23 protein-coding genes, 3 pseudogenes and 1 riboswitch are annotated in these 23943 nt (G+C 35.1%); of the genes and pseudogenes, 15 read left to right on the top strand and 11 right to left on the bottom strand.

What is annotated here, in order from left to right; all coding sequences use genetic code 11:
* Positions 1 to 275 precede the first annotated feature (275 nt).
* Positions 276 to 476: an alpha/beta-type small acid-soluble spore protein gene (locus tag JMM81_RS00125; RefSeq protein ID WP_256239483.1), complete on the top strand. Its 201-nt coding sequence runs from the start codon at positions 276 to 278 to the stop codon at positions 474 to 476.
* Between the two features lie 234 nt (positions 477 to 710).
* On the opposite strand, the gene JMM81_RS00120 is transcribed toward JMM81_RS00125, so the two are convergent.
* Positions 711 to 893: a FeoA domain-containing protein gene (locus JMM81_RS00120; protein WP_256239482.1), complete on the bottom strand. Its 183-nt coding sequence runs from the start codon at positions 891 to 893 to the stop codon at positions 711 to 713.
* Between the two features lie 271 nt (positions 894 to 1164).
* Here JMM81_RS00120 and JMM81_RS00115 point away from each other — a divergent pair, with 271 nt between their 5' ends.
* Both JMM81_RS00115 and JMM81_RS00110 read left to right on the top strand, forming a co-directional pair.
* The gene (locus tag JMM81_RS00115) at positions 1165 to 2055 is read left to right on the top strand and encodes a cation diffusion facilitator family transporter (protein ID WP_256239481.1); all 891 of its coding nucleotides are present in this window, start codon (positions 1165 to 1167) and stop codon (positions 2053 to 2055) included.
* 15 nt (positions 2056 to 2070) lie between these two features.
* Positions 2071 to 2628 carry a GNAT family N-acetyltransferase gene (locus JMM81_RS00110; protein ID WP_256239480.1) on the top strand — a complete coding sequence of 186 codons (558 nt, stop codon included), beginning with the start codon at positions 2071 to 2073 and terminating at the stop codon, positions 2626 to 2628.
* Positions 2629 to 2680: 52 nt separating this feature from the next.
* On the opposite strand, the gene JMM81_RS00105 is transcribed toward JMM81_RS00110, so the two are convergent.
* On the bottom strand, positions 2681 to 3751 hold the full coding sequence (locus tag JMM81_RS00105; protein ID WP_256239479.1) for an ATP-binding protein: 1071 nt from the start codon (positions 3749 to 3751) through the stop codon (positions 2681 to 2683).
* 252 nt (positions 3752 to 4003) lie between these two features.
* Between JMM81_RS00105 and JMM81_RS00100 the strand changes: the two genes are divergently transcribed.
* From JMM81_RS00100 to JMM81_RS00090, 3 genes are all read left to right on the top strand, one after another.
* Positions 4004 to 4426, top strand: a complete 423-nt coding sequence (locus JMM81_RS00100) for a MerR family transcriptional regulator (RefSeq protein ID WP_256239478.1) — start codon at positions 4004 to 4006, stop codon at positions 4424 to 4426.
* Between the two features lie 63 nt (positions 4427 to 4489).
* The gene (locus JMM81_RS00095) at positions 4490 to 5878 is read left to right on the top strand and encodes a hemolysin family protein (protein WP_256239477.1); all 1389 of its coding nucleotides are present in this window, start codon (positions 4490 to 4492) and stop codon (positions 5876 to 5878) included.
* 578 nt (positions 5879 to 6456) lie between these two features.
* On the top strand, positions 6457 to 7794 hold the full coding sequence (locus JMM81_RS00090) for a hemolysin family protein (protein ID WP_256239476.1): 1338 nt from the start codon (positions 6457 to 6459) through the stop codon (positions 7792 to 7794).
* Positions 7795 to 7862: 68 nt separating this feature from the next.
* Here the strand turns inward: JMM81_RS00090 and JMM81_RS00085 are convergent, their stop codons facing one another.
* A complete protein-coding gene (locus JMM81_RS00085; RefSeq protein ID WP_256239475.1) occupies positions 7863 to 9275 on the bottom strand; it encodes a SpoVR family protein in 1413 nt (470 codons plus the stop codon).
* Positions 9276 to 9572: 297 nt separating this feature from the next.
* Between JMM81_RS00085 and JMM81_RS00080 the strand changes: the two genes are divergently transcribed.
* Positions 9573 to 9827 (top strand): YhdB family protein, encoded by a 255-nt coding sequence (locus JMM81_RS00080; RefSeq protein ID WP_256239474.1) that lies wholly within the window; start codon positions 9573 to 9575, stop codon positions 9825 to 9827.
* A 50-nt stretch (positions 9828 to 9877) separates the two neighbouring features.
* Here JMM81_RS00080 and JMM81_RS00075 read toward each other — a convergent pair whose 3' ends face one another.
* Positions 9878 to 11620, bottom strand: coding sequence for a phospho-sugar mutase (locus JMM81_RS00075; RefSeq protein ID WP_256239473.1), 1743 nt, complete (start codon positions 11618 to 11620; stop codon positions 9878 to 9880).
* Between the two features lie 441 nt (positions 11621 to 12061).
* On the opposite strand from JMM81_RS00075, the gene JMM81_RS00070 reads away from it, so the two are divergent.
* Together JMM81_RS00070 and JMM81_RS00065 are read left to right on the top strand one after the other, a co-directional pair.
* A complete protein-coding gene (locus tag JMM81_RS00070) occupies positions 12062 to 12496 on the top strand; it encodes a disulfide formation protein C (protein WP_256239472.1) in 435 nt (144 codons plus the stop codon).
* A gap of 1 nt (position 12497) precedes the next feature.
* On the top strand, positions 12498 to 12977 hold the full coding sequence (locus JMM81_RS00065) for a thioredoxin family protein (protein ID WP_256239471.1): 480 nt from the start codon (positions 12498 to 12500) through the stop codon (positions 12975 to 12977).
* Positions 12978 to 13008: 31 nt separating this feature from the next.
* Here JMM81_RS00065 and JMM81_RS00060 read toward each other — a convergent pair whose 3' ends face one another.
* The gene (locus tag JMM81_RS00060) at positions 13009 to 13407 is read right to left on the bottom strand and encodes a DUF5365 family protein (protein ID WP_256239470.1); all 399 of its coding nucleotides are present in this window, start codon (positions 13405 to 13407) and stop codon (positions 13009 to 13011) included.
* Between the two features lie 158 nt (positions 13408 to 13565).
* On the opposite strand from JMM81_RS00060, the gene JMM81_RS00055 reads away from it, so the two are divergent.
* Both JMM81_RS00055 and JMM81_RS00050 read left to right on the top strand, forming a co-directional pair.
* On the top strand, positions 13566 to 14486 hold the full coding sequence (locus tag JMM81_RS00055) for an RluA family pseudouridine synthase (RefSeq protein WP_256239469.1): 921 nt from the start codon (positions 13566 to 13568) through the stop codon (positions 14484 to 14486).
* Between the two features lie 129 nt (positions 14487 to 14615).
* Positions 14616 to 14705, top strand: a pseudogene (locus tag JMM81_RS00050) (IS6 family transposase); the annotation flags it as partial.
* Positions 14706 to 14800: 95 nt separating this feature from the next.
* On the opposite strand, the pseudogene JMM81_RS00045 reads toward JMM81_RS00050, so the two are convergent.
* A pseudogene (locus JMM81_RS00045) lies at positions 14801 to 14890 on the bottom strand (NAD(P)H:quinone oxidoreductase, type IV); the annotation flags it as partial.
* Between the two features lie 764 nt (positions 14891 to 15654).
* A riboswitch (glycine riboswitch) is annotated at positions 15655 to 15756 on the bottom strand.
* A 371-nt stretch (positions 15757 to 16127) separates the two neighbouring features.
* Positions 16128 to 17390: pseudogene (gene ltrA, locus JMM81_RS00040) on the bottom strand (group II intron reverse transcriptase/maturase).
* An 805-nt stretch (positions 17391 to 18195) separates the two neighbouring features.
* Between ltrA and JMM81_RS00035 the strand changes: the two are divergent.
* From JMM81_RS00035 to JMM81_RS00025, 3 genes are read left to right on the top strand one after another with little or no spacing between them, the layout of a single operon-like run.
* Positions 18196 to 18435: a hypothetical protein gene (locus tag JMM81_RS00035; RefSeq protein ID WP_256239468.1), complete on the top strand. Its 240-nt coding sequence runs from the start codon at positions 18196 to 18198 to the stop codon at positions 18433 to 18435.
* 20 nt (positions 18436 to 18455) lie between these two features.
* A complete protein-coding gene (locus JMM81_RS00030) occupies positions 18456 to 18662 on the top strand; it encodes a hypothetical protein (RefSeq protein WP_256239467.1) in 207 nt (68 codons plus the stop codon).
* Positions 18595 to 18942 (top strand): transposase, encoded by a 348-nt coding sequence (locus JMM81_RS00025; protein ID WP_309143465.1) that lies wholly within the window; start codon positions 18595 to 18597, stop codon positions 18940 to 18942. The genes JMM81_RS00030 and JMM81_RS00025 overlap by 68 nt, the downstream gene beginning before the upstream one ends.
* 160 nt (positions 18943 to 19102) lie before the next feature.
* Here JMM81_RS00025 and JMM81_RS00020 read toward each other — a convergent pair whose 3' ends face one another.
* Both JMM81_RS00020 and JMM81_RS00015 read right to left on the bottom strand, forming a co-directional pair.
* Positions 19103 to 19738: a trimeric intracellular cation channel family protein gene (locus tag JMM81_RS00020; RefSeq protein WP_256239466.1), complete on the bottom strand. Its 636-nt coding sequence runs from the start codon at positions 19736 to 19738 to the stop codon at positions 19103 to 19105.
* Positions 19739 to 20277: 539 nt separating this feature from the next.
* Complete coding sequence (locus JMM81_RS00015) at positions 20278 to 21465, bottom strand: amidohydrolase (protein ID WP_256239465.1); 1188 nt, start codon at positions 21463 to 21465, stop codon at positions 20278 to 20280.
* Positions 21466 to 21983: 518 nt separating this feature from the next.
* Between JMM81_RS00015 and JMM81_RS00010 the strand changes: the two genes are divergently transcribed.
* Positions 21984 to 22751 (top strand): GAF domain-containing protein, encoded by a 768-nt coding sequence (locus JMM81_RS00010; RefSeq protein ID WP_256239464.1) that lies wholly within the window; start codon positions 21984 to 21986, stop codon positions 22749 to 22751.
* A 232-nt stretch (positions 22752 to 22983) separates the two neighbouring features.
* Here JMM81_RS00010 and JMM81_RS00005 read toward each other — a convergent pair whose 3' ends face one another.
* Both JMM81_RS00005 and JMM81_RS22980 read right to left on the bottom strand, forming a co-directional pair.
* Complete coding sequence (locus JMM81_RS00005) at positions 22984 to 23223, bottom strand: hypothetical protein (protein ID WP_256239463.1); 240 nt, start codon at positions 23221 to 23223, stop codon at positions 22984 to 22986.
* Between the two features lie 255 nt (positions 23224 to 23478).
* Positions 23479 to 23637 (bottom strand): EAL domain-containing protein, encoded by a 159-nt coding sequence (locus JMM81_RS22980; protein ID WP_375162345.1) that lies wholly within the window; start codon positions 23635 to 23637, stop codon positions 23479 to 23481.
* Positions 23638 to 23943: the final 306 nt, after the last annotated feature.

Here is a 23943-nt window from a genome sequence, read left to right as displayed (position 1 = left end):
TCTCGGTATTCACACCCCTCATCAACGCTAAAAACAGGTAATAATTACCTTATGGTATAGCCGCATAACATTAAATTTTTTAACCATAATAGATATTACAAAGTAACAAAGAGCAATAAAAAACAACTCATTTCAATAGCTTTACCAAACAAAAGATTATTTATGAAAGAACTTTTTAACCTATACGGACTATGCGTGGTTGCTTGACACACATCAATTTGGTTCAACTCCAAAATAGTCCACCAATAAAAAATTACTGAAGGAGAGTGCACATCGTGGCTAACAACAATTCTTCAAACCAATTACTAGTACCAGGGGTAGAACAAGCTTTAGAGCAAATGAAGTATGAAATTGCAAGTGAGTTTGGTGTAAACCTAGGGGCAGAAACAACTTCTCGCGCTAACGGATCTGTTGGGGGAGAAATTACAAAACGTCTAGTTCAAATGGCTGAACAACAATTAGGCGGTACTCAATAATTAAGAACGTTTTTTCATAAAGAAAACTTTATAAAATATGGCATAAGGCCCCCTTCCTTCCGAAGGGGGCCTACTACATACTAAAAAGTCTAGTTGCCTCATTTTTGTCTTTTTCAAAAGAACAAAATAAAGATTTGTGGTACAAACACTAATACGCTACCAACACCCGCGACAATTCCATCAATAATTAAATCATGTACAAATGCAGAAACACCTAAAAGTAATAATACCGATTCAATTCCAACTTTGGTCGCTGGATTCGAGCATCAATGGGCCACCAAACGGCATAATTCCTTTAACACATACTTCTGTCCCTTCTATTATACCAAGATCAAGCAATCGTCTTCTTACTAATCGATCTGCTTGAGATAAATCAATTATTTTTCCTTTTTCACCTATTTTTAATTTCCCTAGCATCTTAATCACCTATTTTCCTAGCACCTTAATAATCTACATCTATTTTATCGTATTTAATTGAGAATGATTATCTCTATTGTTACATCTTTTTTACAATTCCACTTGATGGACATTTTGGTAGAAACAGTGGATTCAATCATTCATATTTCCTTCAGGAAACTTTTTTTCGTTTAATCAATAGATGTGCATATCTGCGATAATGTTTCTGTAGACCCACTACTACTTTATTTGATAAGGTTTTATTAAGAAAGTTCTTTGGAGGATTAAAAAAATGGATACAAATACCCAATTAAAGCTAGGAGAAAAAGGTGCCTGGATTAGTATTTTTACATATATTATTCTAGCAGCTATAAAACTCTTTATTGGTAACACGGGACAATCCGAAGGACTAACAGCAGATGGTTTAAATAATGCTACTGATGTTATCTCATCCATCGCTGTCTTAATTGGTCTTAAAATTTCACAAAAGCCTCCAGATGAAGATCATTCCTATGGACATTACCGTGCTGAATCCATTGCCTCGCTTATTGCAGCCTTTATTATGCTTACAATCGGCTTACAAGTGATGACAGGTGGCATACAAAATTTCTTTGCTGAAGAGTCGCAAAAACCTGACTGGTTAACTGCATGGACTGCTTTAGTCAGTAGCATCATCATGTATGCTGTCTATTTATATAACCTTAAACTAAGTAAAAAAATTAACAGCCCTTCCATTAAAGCAGTTGCATACGATAATCGATCAGATGCATTTGTCAGTATTGGGGCCTTTATCGGCATTGTCGGTACCCATTTTGGAATCCTTTTCCTTGATGTATTCACGGCTATTATTGTAGGATTAATCATCTGTAGAACAGCATGGGAAATTTTTCGTGATACGGCACATGCATTAACAGATGGCTTTGATACAAATCTACTGTGCCAAATCGAAGAGTCCATTATTGAGACAGCTGGTGTACGTAAGGTCATTGCGGTAAAAGCTAGGACACAAGGAAATCAAATACTTGTCGATGCAACTATTTGTGTTGATCCTCATCTTAATGTTATTGAAAGTCACCAAATTACAGAAAAAATCGAAGAACATCTCTACACAAAGCATCATGTAACAAGATCATTAATTCACATTGAACCCTATCAACAAGATATCGATAAAAAATTAATGTAATGGATGGGGGATAAAATGTTTACTTTAAAAGTAGATCATGAAATAGAACTACATCTACTCCAAATTCACGACAGTTCACAATTATTCCAACTGGTTGATCGTAATAGAGAGCATTTACGAAAATGGCTTCCGTGGGTTGACAGCATTACCTCGTCTCTTCAATATCATTCACTAATTCCTACATGGTTACAGCAGTTTTCTGACAATAATGGCTTTCAAACAGGAATTCGTTATCATAACAAATTAGTGGGAGTTATTGGTCTTCATTCAATTGATTGGTACAATAAACAAACCAGTATCGGCTATTATTTAGCAGCAGGGTATGAAGGAAAAGGGATCATGACACGTACTGTAACCGCTTTACTTCATTATATCTTCACCCACCTTCACTTGCATCGTGTTGAGATTCGCTGCGGAAAAGAGAATAAGAAGAGCCGTGCCGTCCCTGAACGCCTCGATTTCAGAAAAGAAGGATTAATTCGAGATGGGGAATTTCTTTATGACCACTATCATGATTTAATTGTATACGGATTGCTATCACATGAATGGTTTAATAAGCATTATAAATATTGACATGTAGTTAACCCTTTTCTAAAAATCAAAAAAGCTGCCTCTGCAGCTTTTTTCACGACTTTACTAAAGGAAGTTGAATCGTGAACGTAGTCCCTTCCCCACTAGCCGTTTTAACGACCATTTCTCCACCATGTTCAGAAATGATTTTTTGACAAATCATTAGTCCAAGCCCGTTTCCTGTCTCTTTTGTAGAGAAAAATGGCTTCCCAATTTGATCTAAATATTCATCCGGAATTCCACAACCTTGGTCGGTTACAGAAACTTGAGCATCATTTTCGTATGCTGACACTTGAATCGTAATAACCCCAGATTTTTCCATTGATTCGATTGCATTTTTCACAATATTGATCAGTACTTGTTTTACTTTATGCATGTCGCACAAAATCAACAGATCCTCTTCGTCTACTATACTTACAATTTGAATACTTTTTTTCATTGCCTCTGCTTCTAATAAAAAAATAACTTCTTCTACAATCCTTGTTAAATTGTCCACATCTACTCTATTTTTATGCGGTTTAGCAAGAACCAGCAGTTCATTTGATATCACATCAAGCCGATGAATTTCATCTTCCATAATCTCTAAATACTTTTTCGTGGGGATATCCTCAGCTTTCATTAATTGAATAAATCCTTTTAAACTTGTTAGTGGATTTTTAATTTCGTGAGCAATACCGGCTGCCAATTGTCCAGCAACCTTTAATTTTTCACTTTCAACTATGATATTTTCTGCTTCAACACGATCTGATACATATATGATACAAATGATTTCTTTTTCTACATGATCATGAGAATCATTCATAAATGTAGTAGTATTTTCTACCCAAAGATTATTTCCGTCCTTTTTTTTCATTCGATATGAAAATTTTCTTATCTCTTCTTTATAATTGTTATATTCATTTTCTATCCTTTTATAATCATCTTGATGCATGATTTCTCTTATGTGGGTTCCGATTAACTCTTCAGGCTCATAACCAATTATCACTTCTGCGTTACGTGTTATGTAAGTAATGAGGCCATCTAAAGATAGTTTAATAATGAAAGGTAACGGGCTACTATCTACCTTATTTTGTCTTCTATCTTCTTCGACGAAATGGTCTATCTTGCCTGTATCCGATACTCCCAACCATCACCCCTCCTTATTTCACCATGCTTAACTAAATTTTACAGAATATTTCTATAAATTACAATCCTATTTAGATTATTTTCACAGGGAATACATTAATAAAAAACCTCATTTTACTTCCAATTTCTTCGGTATACCAAGAATTATTCATGTAAATTCGTTTCCCTTCATATAGTGTTAATAAACTCATTAAACTGTAACGTTTGACTGTATAGTTTGGATTGCCTTATAATTATAAAAAATAGTAAAGAATTGAGGTGGTATAATGGGGCATTTTATCGTATTGGGGAATTAGCAAGTTTAGCAAGCATTTCAAAAAGAACAATCGACTATTATACTAGCTTAGGTCTGCTACATGCAAAACGATCGAAAAGCAATTACAGAATATACCCTGAGGAAACATTAAATGATTTAAAGATAATTGAAGAATACAAGAAAATGCATCTACCTCTTCATGAAATTAAAGAGAAATTAGAGTTTAAAAAGCATGTCTATCTAAAAGACAGGGATGTAGAAAAACAAATGGAAACCATTACAAATCAAATAAAACAGCTTAAAAATGATCTTAGCGTACTTTTACCAGTCATTAGTCAACATAAACAAGACTCTATGTCAAAAAAGCTAAATGAAGAAGGAACGGCTCTCATTGAATCCTTGTTGAGAATTACAAGTTAAACCTATTTTTGAGTTATCAGGAGGTGACTCCTTTCCTGTTTATTACAGGATAAGGAAATCTATTTGGACATATTAAACTTGGTTATTATAGCCATTTTGATTGCTTTAACGGCATTTTTTGTAACTTCTGAGTTTGCTATTGTTAAAGTAAGAAGTTCTAGAATTGATCAGTTAATTGAGGAAGGAAATAAAAATGCTATTGCAGCGAAAAAATTGACTTCAAATTTGGATGAATACTTATCTGCCTGTCAGTTAGGGATTACTGTAACTGCTCTCGGTATAGGTGCCTTAGGAGAACCAACTTTTGAGCATATCCTGCACCCGCTATTGGTACTATTCAATATTCCAGAATCATTAACTACTTTTCTCTCAATCGCTTTTGCCTTTGCGATTATGACCTTCTTACATGTGGTGGTTGGAGAACTTGCTCCTAAAACCGTTGCAATACAAAAAGCAGAATGGGTTACCTTAGTAACCGCACGACCGCTTATAATGTTCTATAAGCTCATGTACCCTTTTATCTGGGTTTTAAATGGTTCTGCTCGATTAATCACAGGACTTTTTGGATTAAAGAGTGTTTCTGAACATGAACTAGCTCACTCAGAAGAAGAACTTCGCATTCTATTGTCAGAAAGCTATAAAAATGGTGAAATCAACCAATCTGAGTTTAAGTATGTAAATAAAATTTTTGAATTTGATGATCGGATTGCAAAAGAGATTATGGTTCCTAGAACAGAAATTGTTTCACTATCAAAGGATCAAACGCTAGAAGAATTTCTTTCGATCATACATGTTGAAAAATTCACACGCTACCCGATTATTGATGGCGATAAAGACCATATTATTGGGATGATCAATTTAAAAGAGCTTATGACCGATATCTTGGAATATCAAGATTTAAATACGAAGACCATTGAAGCTTACATTCGACCTATTATTAAGGTAATCGATTCAGCTCCCATCCATGATCTCCTTGTTAAAATGCAAAAAGAGCGTATCCATATGGCCATCTTAATGGATGAATATGGCGGGACATCGGGATTGGTTACAGTGGAAGATATTATAGAGGAAATTGTCGGAGAAATTCGTGATGAATTCGATATGGATGAAGTTTCAGAAATACGAAAAATAGAAGACGATCACTACATTATCGACTCAAAAGTTCTTGTAAGTGAAGTAAACGACCTTCTTGGACTTGACATTAATGATGAGGATATTGATACAATTGGTGGTTGGATTTTAACAGAAAACTATGAAGCGAAGCAGGGTGACATCATCCAATTTGGTTCATATTCTTTTAAAATCGTTGATATGGAAGAGCATCATATCAGATATGTGGAAGTAACAGGAATACAAGTTAATGAAGAAAATCAAGAAAGTCAAGTAGAAGAAAAGCTGGATGAAAAAGAACTTTCTACCACTGTTCCGTTGACAAAATCAGAAGTATACTAAGAAAACGACAGTCCATTTAACAGGTTATTCATGCTTTCAATAACAAAGAACTCCCCCTGGTTCAGCCATTTGGGGAGTTTTTTGTGTTCTTTATATATACCCCATAATGCTTGTCAATAATGATCATCACTTTCTCTACGAGTTGCTAAAACCGTAACAATATATTTGTATAATGTTCATAAATTCACAATTCCCTTTTGCTATAGTAAGGATAAATATGAAACTACAACGGTTAAAATACTTTGTTTAAACAATACTTACCTTTCATTGTATCTACCAGATCAAGATCATATTATGATATAATATATAATTAAAAAGGTTTATCTATATAAATCCAACTTGATAAGAAATGGTTGGTCAACCTGCTTGAGCAAGCCTTTATGTACGTAGTAATAACAGCGAAGTGAAAGGAGGTTGGCCGACTGGTTCTATTCTATGTCGAAAAATAAAGCTGGACTTATATACTATACAGCATTTTTATTAAATAACGATATCTATCTACTTATTACATCCATTTTGACAAAATAAAGAATACCCACTTTCAGGAGGTGTACGCCTTACACATGTAAGGCCTACTATTGATCACCATTAACTTAATTTTAGTCGTCATTCTCATCGTATTAACTGCCTTTTTCGTTGCAACTGAATTTGCGATTGTAAAGGTAAGAAGTTCAAGAATTAATCAATTAATTGAAGAAGATAAAGCTGGATCTAGAGCAGCAAAACATGTTATCACTCATTTAGATGATTATTTATCCGCATGTCAGCTAGGAATTACCATAACCGCTCTTGGTTTAGGTTGGCTTGGTGAACCAGCCGTTGCAAAAATCTTGCATCCTCTTTTTATTCAAATGGAATTAAATGAATCCTTATCCCATATTTTATCATTTGTCATTGCATTTAGCTTTATTACCTTTATCCATGTTGTAGTAGGAGAGCTTGCACCCAAAACGGTTGCCATTCAAAAAGCAGAGGCTGTTACCTTAACCTTTGCAAAACCAATTATTTGGTTTTACAAAATAATGTTTCCAGTTATTTGGATACTAAATGGTTCAGCAAGACTTCTTACAGGGGTATTTGGTCTAAAGCCTGTCTCTGAGAATGAATTAGCCCACACCGAGGAAGAATTGCGCATTATTTTATCAGAAAGCTATAAAAGTGGAGAAATCAACAAATCAGAACTAACCTACGTCAATAATATTTTTGAATTTGATAATCGAATTGCTAAGGAAATCATGGTACCTCGTACAGAAATCGTCAGTATATCCCTTGATTCATCAATGGAAGAAGTTCTTTCTATTATAAAAGAGGAAAAATATACTCGCTACCCTGTCATAAATGGAGATAAAGATAATATTGAAGGCGTTGTAAATATTAAAGAAATTCTGACAACGACCATTTCTAATTCTTCTATCAACCGAGAAACCTCTTTCCTAACATATATCAAACCAGTTATTCGAGTAATTGAAACCATTCCAATCCATGACCTTTTGCTTAAAATGCAAAAAGAACGCTCACATATAGCCATTTTACATGATGAGTATGGAGGAACTGCTGGCCTTGTTACCGTTGAAGATATTATCGAAGAAATTGTAGGGGAAATCCGCGATGAGTTTGATACAGATGAAGTAGCCGATATACGAAAGATTGATCAAGATCATTACATTCTAAGTGGTAAAGTATTAATGGAGGATGTCAATGATCTACTCGGTACAACGCTATCAGAAGAGGACATTGATACATTTGCAGGATGGATCTTATCCCAACAATTTGATGTACAATTGGGAGATACAATCACGAAAGAAGGCTACACATTTACAGTAAAAGAAATTGAAGGTCATCACATTCTTTACATTGAAGTCAAAAAAGAAAAAATAGATGATTCTCAGAAATACGAAGAGGCTGACTCCCATTAAGGAGTTAGCCCCTTTCCAATACCAAAATGATCTATCTATATAGTCGTCTAAAAGCAAGAATCATTAGACTACAGAAATTTACGTTGAATATTTTTACCATCGCAGGTAAATAAAATATTTCGATCTTCACTAATCGTTTCAATATGGATCGCTCTACCCCATAGCTGATGAATGTATGGCATAACCTTTTCTAAATAGCGCAAATCTAATTCTATTCCTTCATACCAATGCTTTAAATAAAGCTCCCCACTTTTCATATAATCTCCATCATTGACAGTGATATATGGAAATCCACCATTCACACGCATACTTACAAGTTGATCACGTACCTGCTCCCATTCTTTTCCGACAATCTTATATTCCTTTCCTTGTTTTTGGAAGAGATACATATCTTCACGCATAACTAAATCTTTTGTTAAATAGTTACGCAAAAAAGAAATATCAGATTCAATTTCACGAACCTCAAACATTTTCTCTCTACCTGATCCAGGCACTACGCCTCTTTTCTTCATTTCATCATCCGGATTGTTAAAACGTTCTTCAATATCTTCAAAAATCTTTAATCCTAAATAATAAGGATTTATACTTGTACGTGATGGTTGAACAACCCCTGCATTTAACTTAGCAAACTCAAGCGCATCGGAACTTGTTAAATCCATCTCGCGCAATATCCTTTGATGCCAATAGGAAGCCCAGCCTTCATTCATAATTTTCGTTTCTAATTGGGGCCAAAAATATAACATCTCTTCTCGCATCATTGTTAAAATATCACGTTGCCATTCCATCAGGTCTCGACTATAGGTTTCAATAAACAATAAGATATCTTTTTCAGGCTGAGGTGGAAATTTCTTCTGTTTTAATTTATCTTCTCGTTTAGGCTGATCCGCTTTATCAAGGTTCCATAAATCATCATAGGGTGAAGCTCTCGTTACCTCCTCTTCAAAATCAACATCGTTCATATCCCATGATAATTTGGGCCGCATTAAGGATGGATCAATATGTTCCTCGATGGCTAGAACAGCATCTAGAAATACTTCCACTTCTCTTTTACCATATAGAATTTCGTATTTTCTAATCCTTTCAGCTGTTGCTGCCATACTCTCAACCATTTCGCGCTTCGTATTTTGAAAACGGACGTTATTTTTAAAGAAATCACAGTGGGCTAGTACATGAGCAACAATCAGTTTATTTTGAATAAGTGAGTTTGAATCAAGTAAAAATGCATAACATGGATCTGAATTGATCACAAGTTCATATATTTTTGATAAACCAAGATCATAATGAAGCTTCATTTTATGAAATTGCTTCCCAAAACTCCAATGAGAAAAACGTGTTGGCATTCCGTATGCTCCAAAAGTATAAATAATATCTGCTGGGCAAACTTCATAGCGCATTGGATAGAAATCAAGTCCGAAACCAGTAGCGATCTCGGTTATTTCTTTTATGGCATATTCAAGGTCTTTACGTTCCACTCCATTCATCCATTTCGCTCCCTTCATGCTTCCATATATCTCAATGTATGAGAAAACAAGCAGAAAAATGAGTGTTTGGTTTCAAGCTTGACAAAAAACGTTTTTTATACAAATCGTTTCAGATACTAGCATAGACACCAAATAGATGAAATTAATTTGTGTTTATTATTTGTCTCTTTACTTTATTTAGTATAATAAATGATGGAAATAGCATAAGAATCATACGTCCAACATTTACACTGCAATATTTCTGCTTTCTTTCATACACTAATACCACTCCTTAAAAAAGAAGGAGGAGAGGATATTATGATAAAAATGGATTATGACCGAGCGTTGTATTATACACATCGTTCAGAATGGGATAATTTACTAATCCTAATGGTCCGAACAACCGATAATTTTTTAGCAAAAAAAATTGAGCATTTTCTACATGCCTATAATTTTGAAAAAGATTACTCGATCATCGAGAAACATTTATATTCTTTACTACGATACATCGACCATGCCATTGAATTAAATGCCGATGAAATGTTGGACGAATCACAATATGTACTGCCATAAAAAGATTAAAGAACACGGTTCCTTTAGGTTCCGTGTTTTTTAATCTTTTCTTATTTTGATAATCCGTTGATTTTTTGATCGACTAGGTCCATAAATTGTTGTTCAATCTTTGCAAGTTTTTGTTTACTTTCTTCTAAACTTGAGCTACATACACTAAAGTAAAATTTAACTTTGGGCTCAGTTCCTGATGGCCTTAAAGCAATCCATGTATCATCTTCAAAATGATATTTAATGACATTTGATTTTGGCAATTTGATCACTTTTTCTGTTCCGTCAGCTGCAGTTCGGATACTTGATAAATAATCCTCGACAGCAATCACTTTCAAGCCATCCAACTTTTCCAGTGGATGAGAACGGAAAGATGCAAGTGTTTTTTCAATGAGTTCAGCCCCCTCTTTTCCTTTTAAGGTTAAAGAACGAAGACCTTCTTGGAAATAGCCATATTGTTCGAAAATCGAACGTAACGCATCGTAGAGACTTTTCCCTTTTTTCTTATAATAAGCACTTACTTCTGTCCCTAACAAAGCAGCTTGTACAGCGTCTTTATCACGAACAAATTCACCAATTAAATAGCCATAGCTTTCTTCATAGCCGAATAAAAATTTATATTCGCCTGTTGTTTCAAATTCTTTTATTTTTTCACCAATAAATTTAAAACCGGTCAACACGTCAATTGTTGTTATACGAAAGGAATCAGCAATTTTTCTCCCTAATTCACTGGTGACAATTGTTTTTAACATAACACCATTTTTTGGCAACGTACCTTTCGCTTGTTTTTCGGATAAAATATAATGAAGAAGGATCGCACCTGTTTGATTTCCCGTTAAAATCACATACTCACCTTTATCATTCTTTACAGCTATCCCTAAACGATCGGCATCCGGGTCTGTCGCAATCAGAAGGTCTGCTCCAATTTTGTTCCCTTCTTGAATGGCCAAAGTAAAGGCAGCCTGTTCTTCGGGATTTGGGCTGGTTACTGTTGAAAATTCAGGATCTGGTAATTCTTGCTCTTTTACAACCGTTACATGTTGATATTTCAACGATTTTAACGCATTACGTATAGGAATATTTCCTGTACCGTGAAGGGGTGTAAATACGACCTTCACATCTATCTCATCTGCGATATTCCGGTTTTCTGAAATCGTCATTAACTTTTCGTTATATGCCTGATCAACCTCATGTCCGATCATTTTAATTAATCCTTTTTTCATTAAAGAAGATTGATCTTCCACTGCAATTAATAGCTCATTTTCAATTTCATTTACTTTATCAATAATCACATCTGCTGCTTCTGGTGGTAATTGACCACCATCTGAACCATATACTTTATATCCATTATATTCTGGTGGATTATGGCTAGCCGTCACCACAATACCAGAAAATGCTTGTAAGTAACGAACAGCAAATGAAAGCTCTGGTGTCGGGCGCAAGGCATCAAATACATATGCCTGAATACCTCTTGTTGCCAATGTTTTTGCTGCTTCCATAGCAAATTCTGGAGAAAAGTGACGCGAATCATAGGCAATGACTACACCTCGTCTTTTTGCTTCTGATCCATTCCCTTCAATATAAGCTGCAAGTCCAGCAGATGCCTTTCGAATAGTATATAGATTCATTCTATTCGTTCCAGCACCTATCTCGCCCCTCATCCCACCTGTTCCAAATTCCAAATCTTTGTAAAAGGCCTCTTCTAAATCTTTATCATCTGCTTTAATTCGATTCAATTGTTCTTGTACCACTGTATCTAAAGATTCGTACTGAATCCATCTCTCAGCCTTTTGTTTCCAATTCATTATGTAACCCTCCTGAATTATTCAATCCTATCCCTATAAAGAAGTCTTGAGGTAGGGCCTAACTGCCCGTTACGATGGGATAAATCATATTATGTTAACATTTAAGACTTTATTATAAAATATACCATGAAAATGAATGATTAATAAAGAAGTGTTCCTATCTATTATTGGAAAAAACCTTACAATATTCTCTAGAATCGACAAGAATAAATTACTACTTTCAATAAAAGGCAATCGTGTTTCGAGTAACCAAAATGAATGATCCTTAAAACAAGCAACTTTGTTTACAACTTTTCTCCTCCCAATATATAATTCAAGAGGATAACCAAACGAATCGACAATGAATTATTAAAAAGGCTGTGTTAATGATTATTATTGATAAATGGCCTTTGGAGCATCAACACGATTGTTTAACACAATCATTAAAAAAAGGAGTCGAGTATGAATAACGTTCAAAAAGATAAACGGGAGTACCTGCTTTTCATGGCTTGGGGTGCATCTGTCATCGCCATGTTTGGTAGCTTATATTTTTCAGAAATCCGTCAGTACGAGCCTTGTGAACTATGTTGGTACCAACGTATCGTCATGTATCCTTTTGTTATCATACTAGGGATTGCTAACGTAAAAAAAGATTATAACATTTCCCTTTATTCAACGGTTTTATCCGCTATTGGTGGGTGTATTTCTCTTTATCACTATTCATTGCAAAAGATTAGCTTATTGTCCGATGTAGCACCAGCATGTGGAAGAGTTCCTTGTACAGGCCAGTATATCAATTGGTTGGGATTCATCACGATTCCATTTTTATCCCTTACAGCATTCATCATCATTTTTGTTTGTAGTTTTCTTATTTGGAAAAAATCAAAGGAGGTATAAAATGAAAAAGGTTTTGGTTTTTTTAGCTATTATTATTGTATTATTTAGCGGGGTTGCGGTATTAACCAATATGCAAAATAGTAAAAAAGCAGAAGGTAATCCATACGGAAAAGACAACCTCCATCCAGATACAATCTCACTTCTAGAGGATGAAAATTATCAAAATTTAATCTTACCGGATGAACTTGATCTTAAATTAGAAAACAAAGAGGACGTGACCGTTTATTATTTTCAATCATCTTGTGAATATTGCGAATTAGCAACACCCATTCTCACCCCATTAGCAGAGGATATGGGAATAAACCTCGTACAATATAATCTTCAAGAATTTAAACAAGGTTGGAACAAATATGGGATCAAAGGAACCCCAACCATTGTGCAATTTAAAGATGGAAAAGAAGTAGCACGAATCGCTGATTTAAGAGATGAAACTGAATACAGACAATGGTTCGCAGAAAATAGTCAGAATATAGAAAAATAAAAAGGCTGTGCAGTATCAGCCTTTTTATTTTTTATATTAACAACTCATTAGCTGCTTTTGTATAAATACTTAACCCACTACTCTTTGTCTCTTTTGATTCTGAGAAATGATGATACTCAAAGGGGAAATTCAATCCATAATCATTTAGAATGGAACTGTTTTTATAAAAAGTTTCCATATATTGATCTTCTAAATTTTCACTTTCAAGAATTGAAATGATTGTTTGTAAGCTTGCAATTACTTTGTAAGCTTCCTTTAATGTACCTAATTGCTCAAAATGGCTAGCTGATAAGAATAATACTTTTTGCTTTTCACACTCATGAATCTCATCATCTGTAAAATACATTGGAAATACATTGGAATATAACTGATTAATTAACTCCTTAATCTCTTCTGCCTGACAAGGAGTTGAAGCAAATACTACCTTCACGAAAAAACCACCTTTAATCACTCTAATAGATGATAATAGAATAACATATTTCCCTATGCTATTATGGTGGTAATTCACACCACAACCTAGAGAAAATGGATAATAGTACAAAAAATTGTTAGTTGTAACGAATATCCATCCTAAAAAGGAGTTTTTTTATGATACAGACGCACCGAAAAGGAGACTGGTTTGAAATCATTGTCCCTGATAAGTGGGCAAACTTCTCTGTTGAGGAATTATTTCGAAATATTTGGCATGCCCCCAAAAAACAAACTCATTCCTTAAGAATGGAAAAAAGAGTGAAAGTAAATGGCCAAATAGCCGTTTGGACAGTACCACTTAAAAGAAAAGATCGACTCGAAATTCAATTTTTCACAGAGGAAGAATTGACTATTAAACCGACCTTCTATGACCTATCCATCCTATATGAGGATGACCATCTTCTTGTCGTTAATAAGCCAGCAAATATGGATACGCATCCAAATTCATCAGAACAAACTGACACTCTCGCCAACGCTGTAGCCTTCCATTTACAAGCAAAAGGGGAATATCGCCAAGTAAAGCATATTCATCGTCTTGATAAGGATACAACTGGAGCGGTTCTATTTGCTAAGCATCCTTTCATTGGTTCGATACTTGATCAGTTACTTGAAAAGCGCGAAATCAAACGTACCTATCTCGCCATTGTTCATGGAATCCTGTCGACCAAAAAAGGAACGATCAAAGAATCAATTGGACGGGACCGCCATCATGCGACTAGAAGAAGAGTATCCCCTGGTGGACAGAAGGCTATTACTCATTATGAAGTGATTGATACTAATCATCAGGAAAGTATTTCTATTGTCAAATGTTCTCTTGAGACAGGTAGAACACATCAAATTCGTGTGCATTTCAGCTATATTGGACATCCACTTGCAGGCGACCAATTATATGGAGGAAATCCAATTTTTCCACGCCAAGCCTTACATGCAGTAAAGCTTGAATTGATTCATCCTTTTACTGAAGAAATGATCCAATGCCATGCTCCATTTTTAGATAAAAAAGAGATTTTCACTAGAATTGACCCGTATCGAATATAATTTAGTTGGTTCTGGTGCAAAAATTTCAAACCACTTGTAAGTAATCTTTGAATCTTGGACATACTGATACTAGTACTCTAAAAAAAGACGTGATCAGTATGGAAAAGCAAAATCTATTCAAATGGAAGCATGATCAAAAAAGGACAGACTCTCCACAGGGAGAAGTCTGTCCAAAATCAAAAAGAATTCATCCATCAACTGTTTGGACTCGTTGTATAGGACCAGGGGTCACTAGAAATCTTTCGATTTTTTATATTTTCTTCAAGTATTTCGGATTTTTGGGGGTTCTGGTGCAAATCAGGACTTTTGACTCCTTCTTTTGTGGCCTCCGTAGCCCAGTCTGTCAGTTCATGGTTTGTTCCAGTCGAACTATAATAAATAATGGCAAGATTTACATTCGACATTAAAACATCTCCAACTTTTAATTAATAATTTTATGGCAATTTAAGCGATCTTCAATTACATTTAAGGGTAATTCGATGATCTCCTTCTCTCCCTACAACCCCTAGTCCGGTACTAATTCTGCCTGGAAACCTAGTTTTCGGATCAAAAGTGAATTGACTTCATCAGCTAGAATGGTAATAGTTGCAATTTGTATATTTTCACTAAAATGAATACTCTTCTTTTTTATCCTTCTTCCTTCCTGATTTTGAGTGCAATACTTTGGCTGAGCGTTGAATATGCTCTCGAAAAAAGGACCCAAGCATTATCTTCGTGGCTCAATAAACCCCCCAACTACTAATGACTTCATATAGTGAATTAAGCAATATACCAAATGCAAAAACGAGCAGAATGATATGTGTAAGATTTATTGTACCCTTTCGTTTATTTTGAAGAAAAAGCCATACCCAAAGAATAGCTAAAACTATATGAAGAAAGTCCAATACAAGTTCATTTTCTGCCAATATTCTCATCTCCCATAATCTTCATGTAAATGTAGTTATTAAGCCTTCCTTATCTTTGGAAGAATCTTCAAGTTGCATCATCATATACTGCTGTTATTGGATTTAGTAGCGCTTAATTTCAGGGATTGTTTGTTTTTTACAACAAAAAAGGACAGAAGAAGGCATTGTTTCTACCCTCTCTGTCCTTTTACCTGAAAGTTTGTCCTGCAAAAAAGCAGATCCCCTTTGGTGGCATATAAAGAAATATGCACTCTCCAGAGCTACGTCATGTAATGGTTCTTTTTACCTGAGAGATTTATTCCAAGGATTTTATGGAATTTGCTCCTTCGGTGGCGATATTTATCACTCTCTCCCAATACAATCAACCGTAAAATATTCAATTGTTTGATAAACTCACCTTACACAATTTTAATTACTTATAGAAGCGCTTACATTTATTATATTCTAAGTTTTTTTAAAAATATATATATTTTATATAACAGAATGTATTTATTATGAGAAAGAAAAACTAAATGTAGCAATTTTTCTATCGAATAACATTTTAAAATGTGTTTTAATTTCTCTGTATTTTCTTTCTTCGCAGAGTGAAATTGACAATATAGTTAAGAAGGCTATCGATCCATTGTTGAATTTGACCTTTGATTAATTATAGATCACTAATCGAGTAGGAAGCACGTTACCGTGCCAACCTCTCACACCACCGTACGTACGGTTCCGTATACGGCGGTTCGAAAGTTTATGAAATCACATGGCTTAATTGCTTTAATCCTTGATCTACCCAATATTGATTGTTCATAGCTTTATGCAAGATAGGATTATTCGAATTTCTCCAGTATCCTTTGCGAGAGTTCGCACATTTCCAAGCGTCATTTGGGCGGATACCGAGACTCTTCAAGTTTCGGTATTTCGTTTTTGTTTTCTTCCACTCTTTCCATCGACAGGCTCTCAATCGTCTTCTAATATGTGCGTCTATTTCACGTGCATATCTCTTAATGTCTCCGATTTTGAAATAGTTTCCCCATCCTTGAATGAACTGGTTTAACTTTAGGATACGATATTCCATCGATACTCGCCAATTACGGTTCGTTATCTTCTTTATTTTCTCTTTAACCCTCTGTTTCGATTTCGTGGGCACGTATATTCTGATTTCCTTTTGCCTTCGGTAAAAACTCATCCCTAAGAATATACGTGCACTCGGCTTTCCCACAGCACTTTTCTCCTTGTTCACTTTCAGTTTTCATTTTCTTTCAATAAAGATCGTCATTCCTTGCTTCACTCGTTCTCCAGCTTTTAGACTCTTTACATAGATGTTACAGTCGTCCGTATAGCGGACAAACTTGTGCCCCCGTTTTTCTAACTCCTTATCCAATTCATTTAAAATGATATTGCTAAGTAATGGACTAAGCGGTCCACCCTGTGGTGTTCCTTCTTTATTCACTGTAATGATTCCATTTTCCATAATTCCTACTTGTAGAAAACGACGAATTAACTTTAGTGTTGATTTATCCGTTATGGTTTTGGCGACAAGAGACATCAGCTTATCGTGCTGTACTTTATCGAAGAATTTCTCTAAATCTATATCTACAACATACTCATATCCATCTTCGATATATTGCTTTGCTTGTTCAATCGCTTGATGAGCACTTTTATTTGGTCTAAATCCATAACTGTATGAACTAAATTGTTTCTCGAAGATCGGTGTGATGATTGGGACAACTGCTTGTTGAATGATTCGGTCTGTAACTCTGGGTATTCCTAACTTACGTTTTCCACCATTCGGTTTTGGTATTTCTACCCTTCTAACAGCTTGGGGTTTATATTTTCCGTCTTGTAAAAGCTGAATCATTTCTTGTCCATGCTCTTTCAAATAAAGGCGGGTAGCTACTATATCTTTCTCATCGAATCCTGCTGACCCTTTATTTCTTTTAACCTTCAGAAAGGCTTGGTTCATATTGTCTTGACTTGTGATTTTCTCAATTAAGTTCTTAGTAAATTCCATATTGTTTCCATGTCTTCAAGTTTGCACAAAGAGAACTCCACTCTACAATAGAATTTTATGGTTTCCGACCCTTTCTCTCTCTTGTAGCCATTGATTGGCTGTGTCTTTGTTCCTTTGTAAATGACTCTAACATTGTCACTCCTTTCGTTCTGTCCTTCTCAACCTTTAAAGTTGATACTATGACTTCGGCTGACTTCTCTTGATTCAGCTACTTATCACTAAGTAGGTTCCTATATTAGGGTATCAAGAGATCTCCCAGGGTAAGTTCATTCACTTTCTCCTCATATATCTGCCACATTTATTCCCGTCCCATCTGGAGATATTTTGGACTTTGTTTTGTTTTGCAAACTCATCCTAGAACGAGAACCTCAAATGTGATTCGTGTACCTCAGACCGAGGATTTGCCTAGAGCTCTTCCTTCAGATTCCGCGTCACCACGGACACCCTTGCTTTTGGCTAATGGTTCGCATATCCCAACGCCCATAGCGGACTTGCACCGCCAAGTTAATGAACATGCCTGGCACACAAAAAGAGCAAACCTAAAAGATTTGCTCCCGATTAATATTTTTATTAAAGGTAAGAGTAGCGACCCATGTTTTACCTAAGTACTATAAAAATATGAATTTGATATTGAAAATTAATCCTTACTATAATTATTACTATATGTAACTAGAGCTTACTAATGATATTCAAGATCACGCATGTTGATTATCTAGTTTCTTCCAATTAAATTTCATAAAAAATGAGAGATTCTCATGTGAAATGTAAGTTACCACACAAACATTTACGAAACGAGGAATCTCTCTTGAACAAAAATAACACGATTTTTACACTCATTCAAAACTTTCTTTCAGAAGCCGAACTACAAATGATTTTATCTGAGTTCAACTATGTCGATACAGTGCGCAAATGCACGGTTTCAACACTCATTTCGTATTTAATTAGCGCTGCAACAAACGGATGGAAAAGCTTACGTCACGCAGCTGATGTTGGTCCTAGCTCGGACTTGTTCCGGTCGATCATTCTTCATTATCCAGGTACATGAAGGTAATGGATTATGCCATTATGAAGCGTATTTTTGAGACCATTAATGGTAAGTTACATCGTGCTACACGACGCACATTAAACATGCCAAAAACACTTCTTTCTATTGATTCGACAATGATTACAGTCGAAAAAACTCGCTTACCATGGGCTGTGTATCATGGCGAACGTTCTGGCATCAAACTACATGTGGGTTTCACAAATGAAACAGCCATGCCTCTTAAATGAGATGTATAAATCACGTTGGGCAATTGAATCATGCTTTCGCTGGATCAAGCAAAATTTGAATGTCCCTGTGCTATTTGGTACGACCAAAAACGCAGTGTTCAATCAACTGTTCGCAGCACTACTTGCGTATGTTTTACTAAATTTTTTGCATGTACAAGGCAGTAAGAAAAGTATCCGAAAACAGTTATCATTCGCAGGTTTTACACGCCTGCTTCTTTGTAATGATCTGCCAGTTGAATGGCGAATTGGCGTGAAAGAAATACTGATATTCCATCAGTAACTGAATCACTTGAATACTGTATAATTTTGGCTAATCAACACGCGTGATTCAAGATACTGGTTTTAAAACCATAAAGAATATCTTTGAAATAAACTATTGATTTAATTTAAACTACCAACAATAAGCGAATCTATGACAAATACTAGAAGTCGATTATTTTTCAATCCTTATGACCTATTTCATAGGATACTTGATTTTTCTTAATGGAACAATAAGGTAATTTCCAGTTATAAAGAACAGTTAAAATCCTCAGAACGACAATTAGCATGAACAATAGATATAATTCCCAGGGTTGATTTACGAGTCCTATTCCTATTACTAGACCTCCTAGTATGGCCCAAACACCATAAATATCTGTATGTAATAGTAACGGTTTTCTTCCAGCTAACACATCACGAACAATTCCGCCACCACTTCCAGTTAAAAGAGCAGCGACGATAACGGCAATGACTGGATGGTTCATTTCGGTAGCATAAAGAGCACCTTGAACCGCAAATGCAGCCAACCCAATGGCATCCGTATAGAGTTCCCATTTTCCCCACTGCTTTAAGATGCGGTTTGGAAAAATGAACACAATGGTCATGACAATAACAGCCGTTAAAAATAGTGGTCCTTGTTCCCATAAGGCGGATATAGGTACGCCTATTAAAAGATTACGAATCGCCCCTCCACCAAAGGCTGTGGCTAACCCTAAAATATAAACTCCTAAAATATCATATTCTTCTTCCATAGCTACGATGGTGCCACTTATCGCAAACGCAATCGTTCCGATAATATTTAAAATGTCCCACATCAATCCTATATCATCCTTCCTAATATTCCAGATAGAGCTAGTTATTGTCAAAACCAAAATAAGCAGTGAAAGTTAACCTTCTCTTTTCTTTTCACTATTCATGACCTCTTGAAATGTTTCCTATGCATAGGCTAATATTTCTAAATTGACTTTGATTTCTGTCGTAAGGGCTTATTGGCTACTTTCTCTATATCTCTAGACATATAATTCTATTGTCTTTTTATTTTTCTTAATTTACCAAATACTATAATATATATAACAAACAATCAATGTGGGATGACACACCATTTTTTGTAATAAATTGTGGATTTCAACATAAGGGAAAGAATATTGAAAGACGAAACCCTAAATAAATGATGCAGAATTGCGTTTAACTTTATTTAAAACTAACGGTAAAAGCCAACACGATATTTCATTAGTGTTGGCTCTATATTTTTTATAGAAATCTATTGTTTTAAAATTACGGTTTTTCAAGTAGGGAACTCTTAATGTTGTAAATCCACATGTAACTGACGCTACCCCATCAACAAAGTTAATTTGTTTTAATCTATTTCGTAATAGCCACAAACAACTTGACCGACTGCTTTTGCGGCTACTAAAAGGGCATCTTCATCAATATCAAATTTTGGATTATGATTAAAGTACGGTTTCTCTACCCCTTTTGGTGTGCAGCAAATATAGAAGAAACATGCTGGGAATTTTTTTGCATAGTGTGCGAAGTCTTCTGATGGTGCCATTTTAGGGAATTCCTTTACATCTGTAATGTCTTTATCATTCGCATTTCGTAAACATGTTGCAACCACGTCTGTCACTTCAGGATCATTATATAGTGGCGGATAGTCTGGTGTATAAGTAAACTTACATGTTACATCAAATTCTACTTCAATCCCTTTCGCAATGCGGCGAATTTCTTGTTCAATTAATTCACGTGTTTCTTCTGTCATCGCGCGGACATCCCCTTCAATTTCCACGCTGTCTTTAATCACATTGAATGTACCATTTCCGTTAAACGAACCGATTGTAATAACACCCATATCGAATGGGTTTAATCGACGGCTGACAATTGTTTGAATAGCAGTTACAAAGTATGAACCTGCTACGATGGCATCATTTGCTAAGTGAGGAGAAGAACCATGTCCCCCAACACCTTGAATCTTCAATTTAAAGTATGCACGTCCTGGGAATACATATCCACTGTTATATCCTACAACACCTGATGGCCCTAGCGGCAGTAAGTGAATACCGAAAATATGATCTAAATCATCAAGTAAGCCAGATTTAATGATCCCGATTGCTCCTCCAGGCGGTACTTCTTCAGCAGGTTGATGAATAATTTTAATCGTACCAGGAACTTCATCCTTAAGCTGGATTAAGCAGTCAGCAAGCACCAGTAGGTAAGCGGTATGTCCATCATGACCACATGCATGCATGACACCGGGATTTTTTGATTTGAACGGCACATCCGTTTCTTCAAAAATAGGGAGAGCATCGAAATCAGCACGTAATCCCATTGTTTTTCCAGGTTTTCCTCCTGTAATGGTAACGATTACACCATATCCTCCACCAACATTTGTCTCAACTTTGACATCTTTACCTTTATAAAACTCTTCAATATATTTACTTGTGTTTTCTTCTTCAAATGACAATTCAGGATGTTCATGAAGATATCTTCTAATTTCAATGATTTCTTCTTTACGATCCTTTAACATTTTCATTAGTTTGTCTTTCATATTCAACTGCCTCCATTCATCTATTAACTGAACCATTTATAAATGATTTAGTCACACATTAACCTACTTTACTGTGATCCGCTGGCTGTTTATTCTCTTTTCCAACATTACGTGCAATTTTCACATCTTTTCCTTCATAAAAGTCTGCTCGAAGTGCAACTGCTTTTCCAGGTCTTCCTCCCCGTAATAAGGCCGTAACCCCCCGGCCCCCTACTTTTGAAGAAATTTTAATAAAGTAATTTTCTTAATTTACTAAATATTATAAAATATATAATAAATAATCAATGTTGGATTACACAATGTTTTTCCAAATAAATTGTTGAATTCAACATAGGAGAGGTAAAAGAATATTGAAAGACGAAATCGAGCTTCATCATTTAGATCCAGATTCGTTAAAGGTACAGCATGACATGGAAATCCCCTTATGGAAAGCTTCCGTGTCATCACCTCGACTCTTGAATTAGATGACGTACTTAAGAAAATCATGCATTACGCTATTGCGATCTTCAGATCCACAGATGCGGGGTTCATCAGATGCGGGGTTCATCCAACTTTTTGATGAGCACTCGAAGAAGTCATACGTCGGATTTAATGACCAAATCAGGTCCTTTCAGGTAAGTATCGGTGAGTCTATTGTCGGAAAGGTCTTTAGAGACGGTTCTGTTCGATTGATTGGAACCACAAAGGAAATTTATGACAGTATGGAAGATTTAAGTGAAGACAATTTCAATATCTTACACGCTGCAGGTGCCTCCAAAAGAACCATTAAATCTCTTTTGTCTGTACCTATTATGTTTGGCGATAAGAGAATTGGTGTCATGACCCTTCATCGCTTTGATCGGGAAGAGTTACCTAGCGAAAGGGATCTTCTACTTCTTCAAGGCTTTGCCTCCCACTTTGCAGTAGCCATTCACAATGCCCAGCTTCATGAAGAAGTTCAGAAAAATTTAGATGAAGTCACTCATTTATTAACAAAGCTTGAAGAGACAAATGAGCAATTGCTACAGAGAACCGAAATACGTAACCATCTAACACGGTTATCCATAGAAAACAGAGGATTGAAATCTATCATTATAGAAATGAATCATTTAATGAAAAAAACGATTACTTATGCAGATTATCTCGAGGGAAAATGTTATCCAGCTGACAATCTATCTTTCGAAAAAGTTCTTGCGGATCTTTTTCTCCTTTTTCTCAATAAAACAAAACCAGCCTATGTATCTATTTCGGATCATATTGATTTATCCTGTCATGTGCATCCTATCAGATCAAGATCCGTTTTTTAGGCTGCCTGATCATAGTCCCTTATCTATCAGAGATCGCTTAATTGTTGAACAGGGCGCTCCTATCCTCACCCTAGAAATTATGAAAATCAGATCAAGAACCGATATTTTATATAGGAAAACCTTTGAACAATATCATGAATTCTTGAAAATTAAAAATCCTCTTCAAGTTGAAATGGCAGCAAAGGAGTTAGGCATTGATACTCAAAGCTTTATACAAACCATTATCATTGAATTATCGGGAAATGCTGATCCACACGCTCTTGAAAATGACACTCGATCGATGATATTTAATATAGCTGTACAGTGCTTTATCATCAATAAATTCAATATACATGATGTCTGTGTAATTATAGATAGATGAAAATATACGTTCGATCGAATATTTTAGCTCTTTATAAAATAAAGTAGATGTATCTATTTGAAACTGTTCTACCAACAATTCATAGCGCATTTTATTTTTTAAAGCTATCACTTTATTCTCCTCTCTTATAAATAAAAAATGATTACTAGATGAATGTTTTTTAACTTCTCCCATAAAGTACTTTCTTAAAATCAAAAAAATTCACTCAAGCATGATCATCGGAACCAATATTTGGTAAATATTAATCTATGAGTTTTGGTTTTCCTAAATAATACCCCTGGCCAAAAGGAACACTTAAACCCTTTGCTGTTTGTAAGTCTATTTTGAACTCAAACCTTCTAAAATCATAGTGGTATCATTGTTGGATTACTGCTTGTTTTTCGATGAGTTAGACAAATTCTTAGCAAAGTAACGGTCAATTTTTACAATATTAGGTTCAATTTCTATAATGGATTTGATTGTTGATTCGCCTTTTCCAAAGTTATCAAGATCAATTAAAAATCCTTGTTTTTTAAAATTCGAGATATTTTTTTGAGGATAGATAAATTTGTTCCTCTTTCAGCTTCACTTATTTCTAACACAATAGAGCTGGGTTTTATGTTTGAAAGACATAGTAGCTTTTCTAAACTATTTTGAAAAGTCGGATCTATCAATGTTGGTGGAAATATATTAATAAATAAATTGAAACCATCTAGATTTGTTGATGCCTGTTTAATCGTATCTAGTATTTTAAATATCGATTTCGTATCTAACTCAACGAGTGTAATGTTCAGGGGAAAGAAGTCTATTTTTTCCCCTGGATATCATTTATAAAAACTATTATAAAGGTAA

Source organism: Bacillus sp. V3B, from assembly GCF_024494465.1.
Classification (GTDB): Bacteria; Bacillota; Bacilli; order Bacillales; family Cytobacillaceae; genus Bacillus_BD.
The sequence above is the reverse complement of the archived record's forward strand: the minus strand, read 5'-3'. Positions and strand labels throughout refer to the sequence as shown.

Excerpts from the sequence above, each read along its gene's own strand:
- JMM81_RS00120 (WP_256239482.1), bottom strand. The coding sequence starts at position 893 with ATGCTAGGGAAATTAAAAATAGGTGAAAAAGGAAAAATAATTGATTTA.
- JMM81_RS00115 (WP_256239481.1), top strand. The coding sequence starts at position 1,165 with ATGGATACAAATACCCAATTAAAGCTAGGAGAAAAAGGTGCCTGGATT.
- JMM81_RS00110 (WP_256239480.1), top strand. The coding sequence starts at position 2,071 with ATGTTTACTTTAAAAGTAGATCATGAAATAGAACTACATCTACTCCAA.
- JMM81_RS00085 (WP_256239475.1), bottom strand. The coding sequence starts at position 9,275 with ATGAATGGAGTGGAACGTAAAGACCTTGAATATGCCATAAAAGAAATA.
- JMM81_RS00080 (WP_256239474.1), top strand. The coding sequence starts at position 9,573 with ATGATAAAAATGGATTATGACCGAGCGTTGTATTATACACATCGTTCA.
- JMM81_RS00075 (WP_256239473.1), bottom strand. The coding sequence starts at position 11,620 with ATGAATTGGAAACAAAAGGCTGAGAGATGGATTCAGTACGAATCTTTA.
- JMM81_RS00070 (WP_256239472.1), top strand. The coding sequence starts at position 12,062 with ATGAATAACGTTCAAAAAGATAAACGGGAGTACCTGCTTTTCATGGCT.
- JMM81_RS00065 (WP_256239471.1), top strand. The coding sequence starts at position 12,498 with ATGAAAAAGGTTTTGGTTTTTTTAGCTATTATTATTGTATTATTTAGC.
- JMM81_RS00055 (WP_256239469.1), top strand. The coding sequence starts at position 13,566 with ATGATACAGACGCACCGAAAAGGAGACTGGTTTGAAATCATTGTCCCT.
- JMM81_RS00030 (WP_256239467.1), top strand. The coding sequence starts at position 18,456 with ATGAAGCGTATTTTTGAGACCATTAATGGTAAGTTACATCGTGCTACA.
- JMM81_RS00025 (WP_309143465.1), top strand. The coding sequence starts at position 18,595 with ATGGCGAACGTTCTGGCATCAAACTACATGTGGGTTTCACAAATGAAA.
- JMM81_RS00015 (WP_256239465.1), bottom strand. The coding sequence starts at position 21,465 with ATGAAAGACAAACTAATGAAAATGTTAAAGGATCGTAAAGAAGAAATC.
- JMM81_RS00010 (WP_256239464.1), top strand. The coding sequence starts at position 21,984 with ATGCGGGGTTCATCAGATGCGGGGTTCATCCAACTTTTTGATGAGCAC.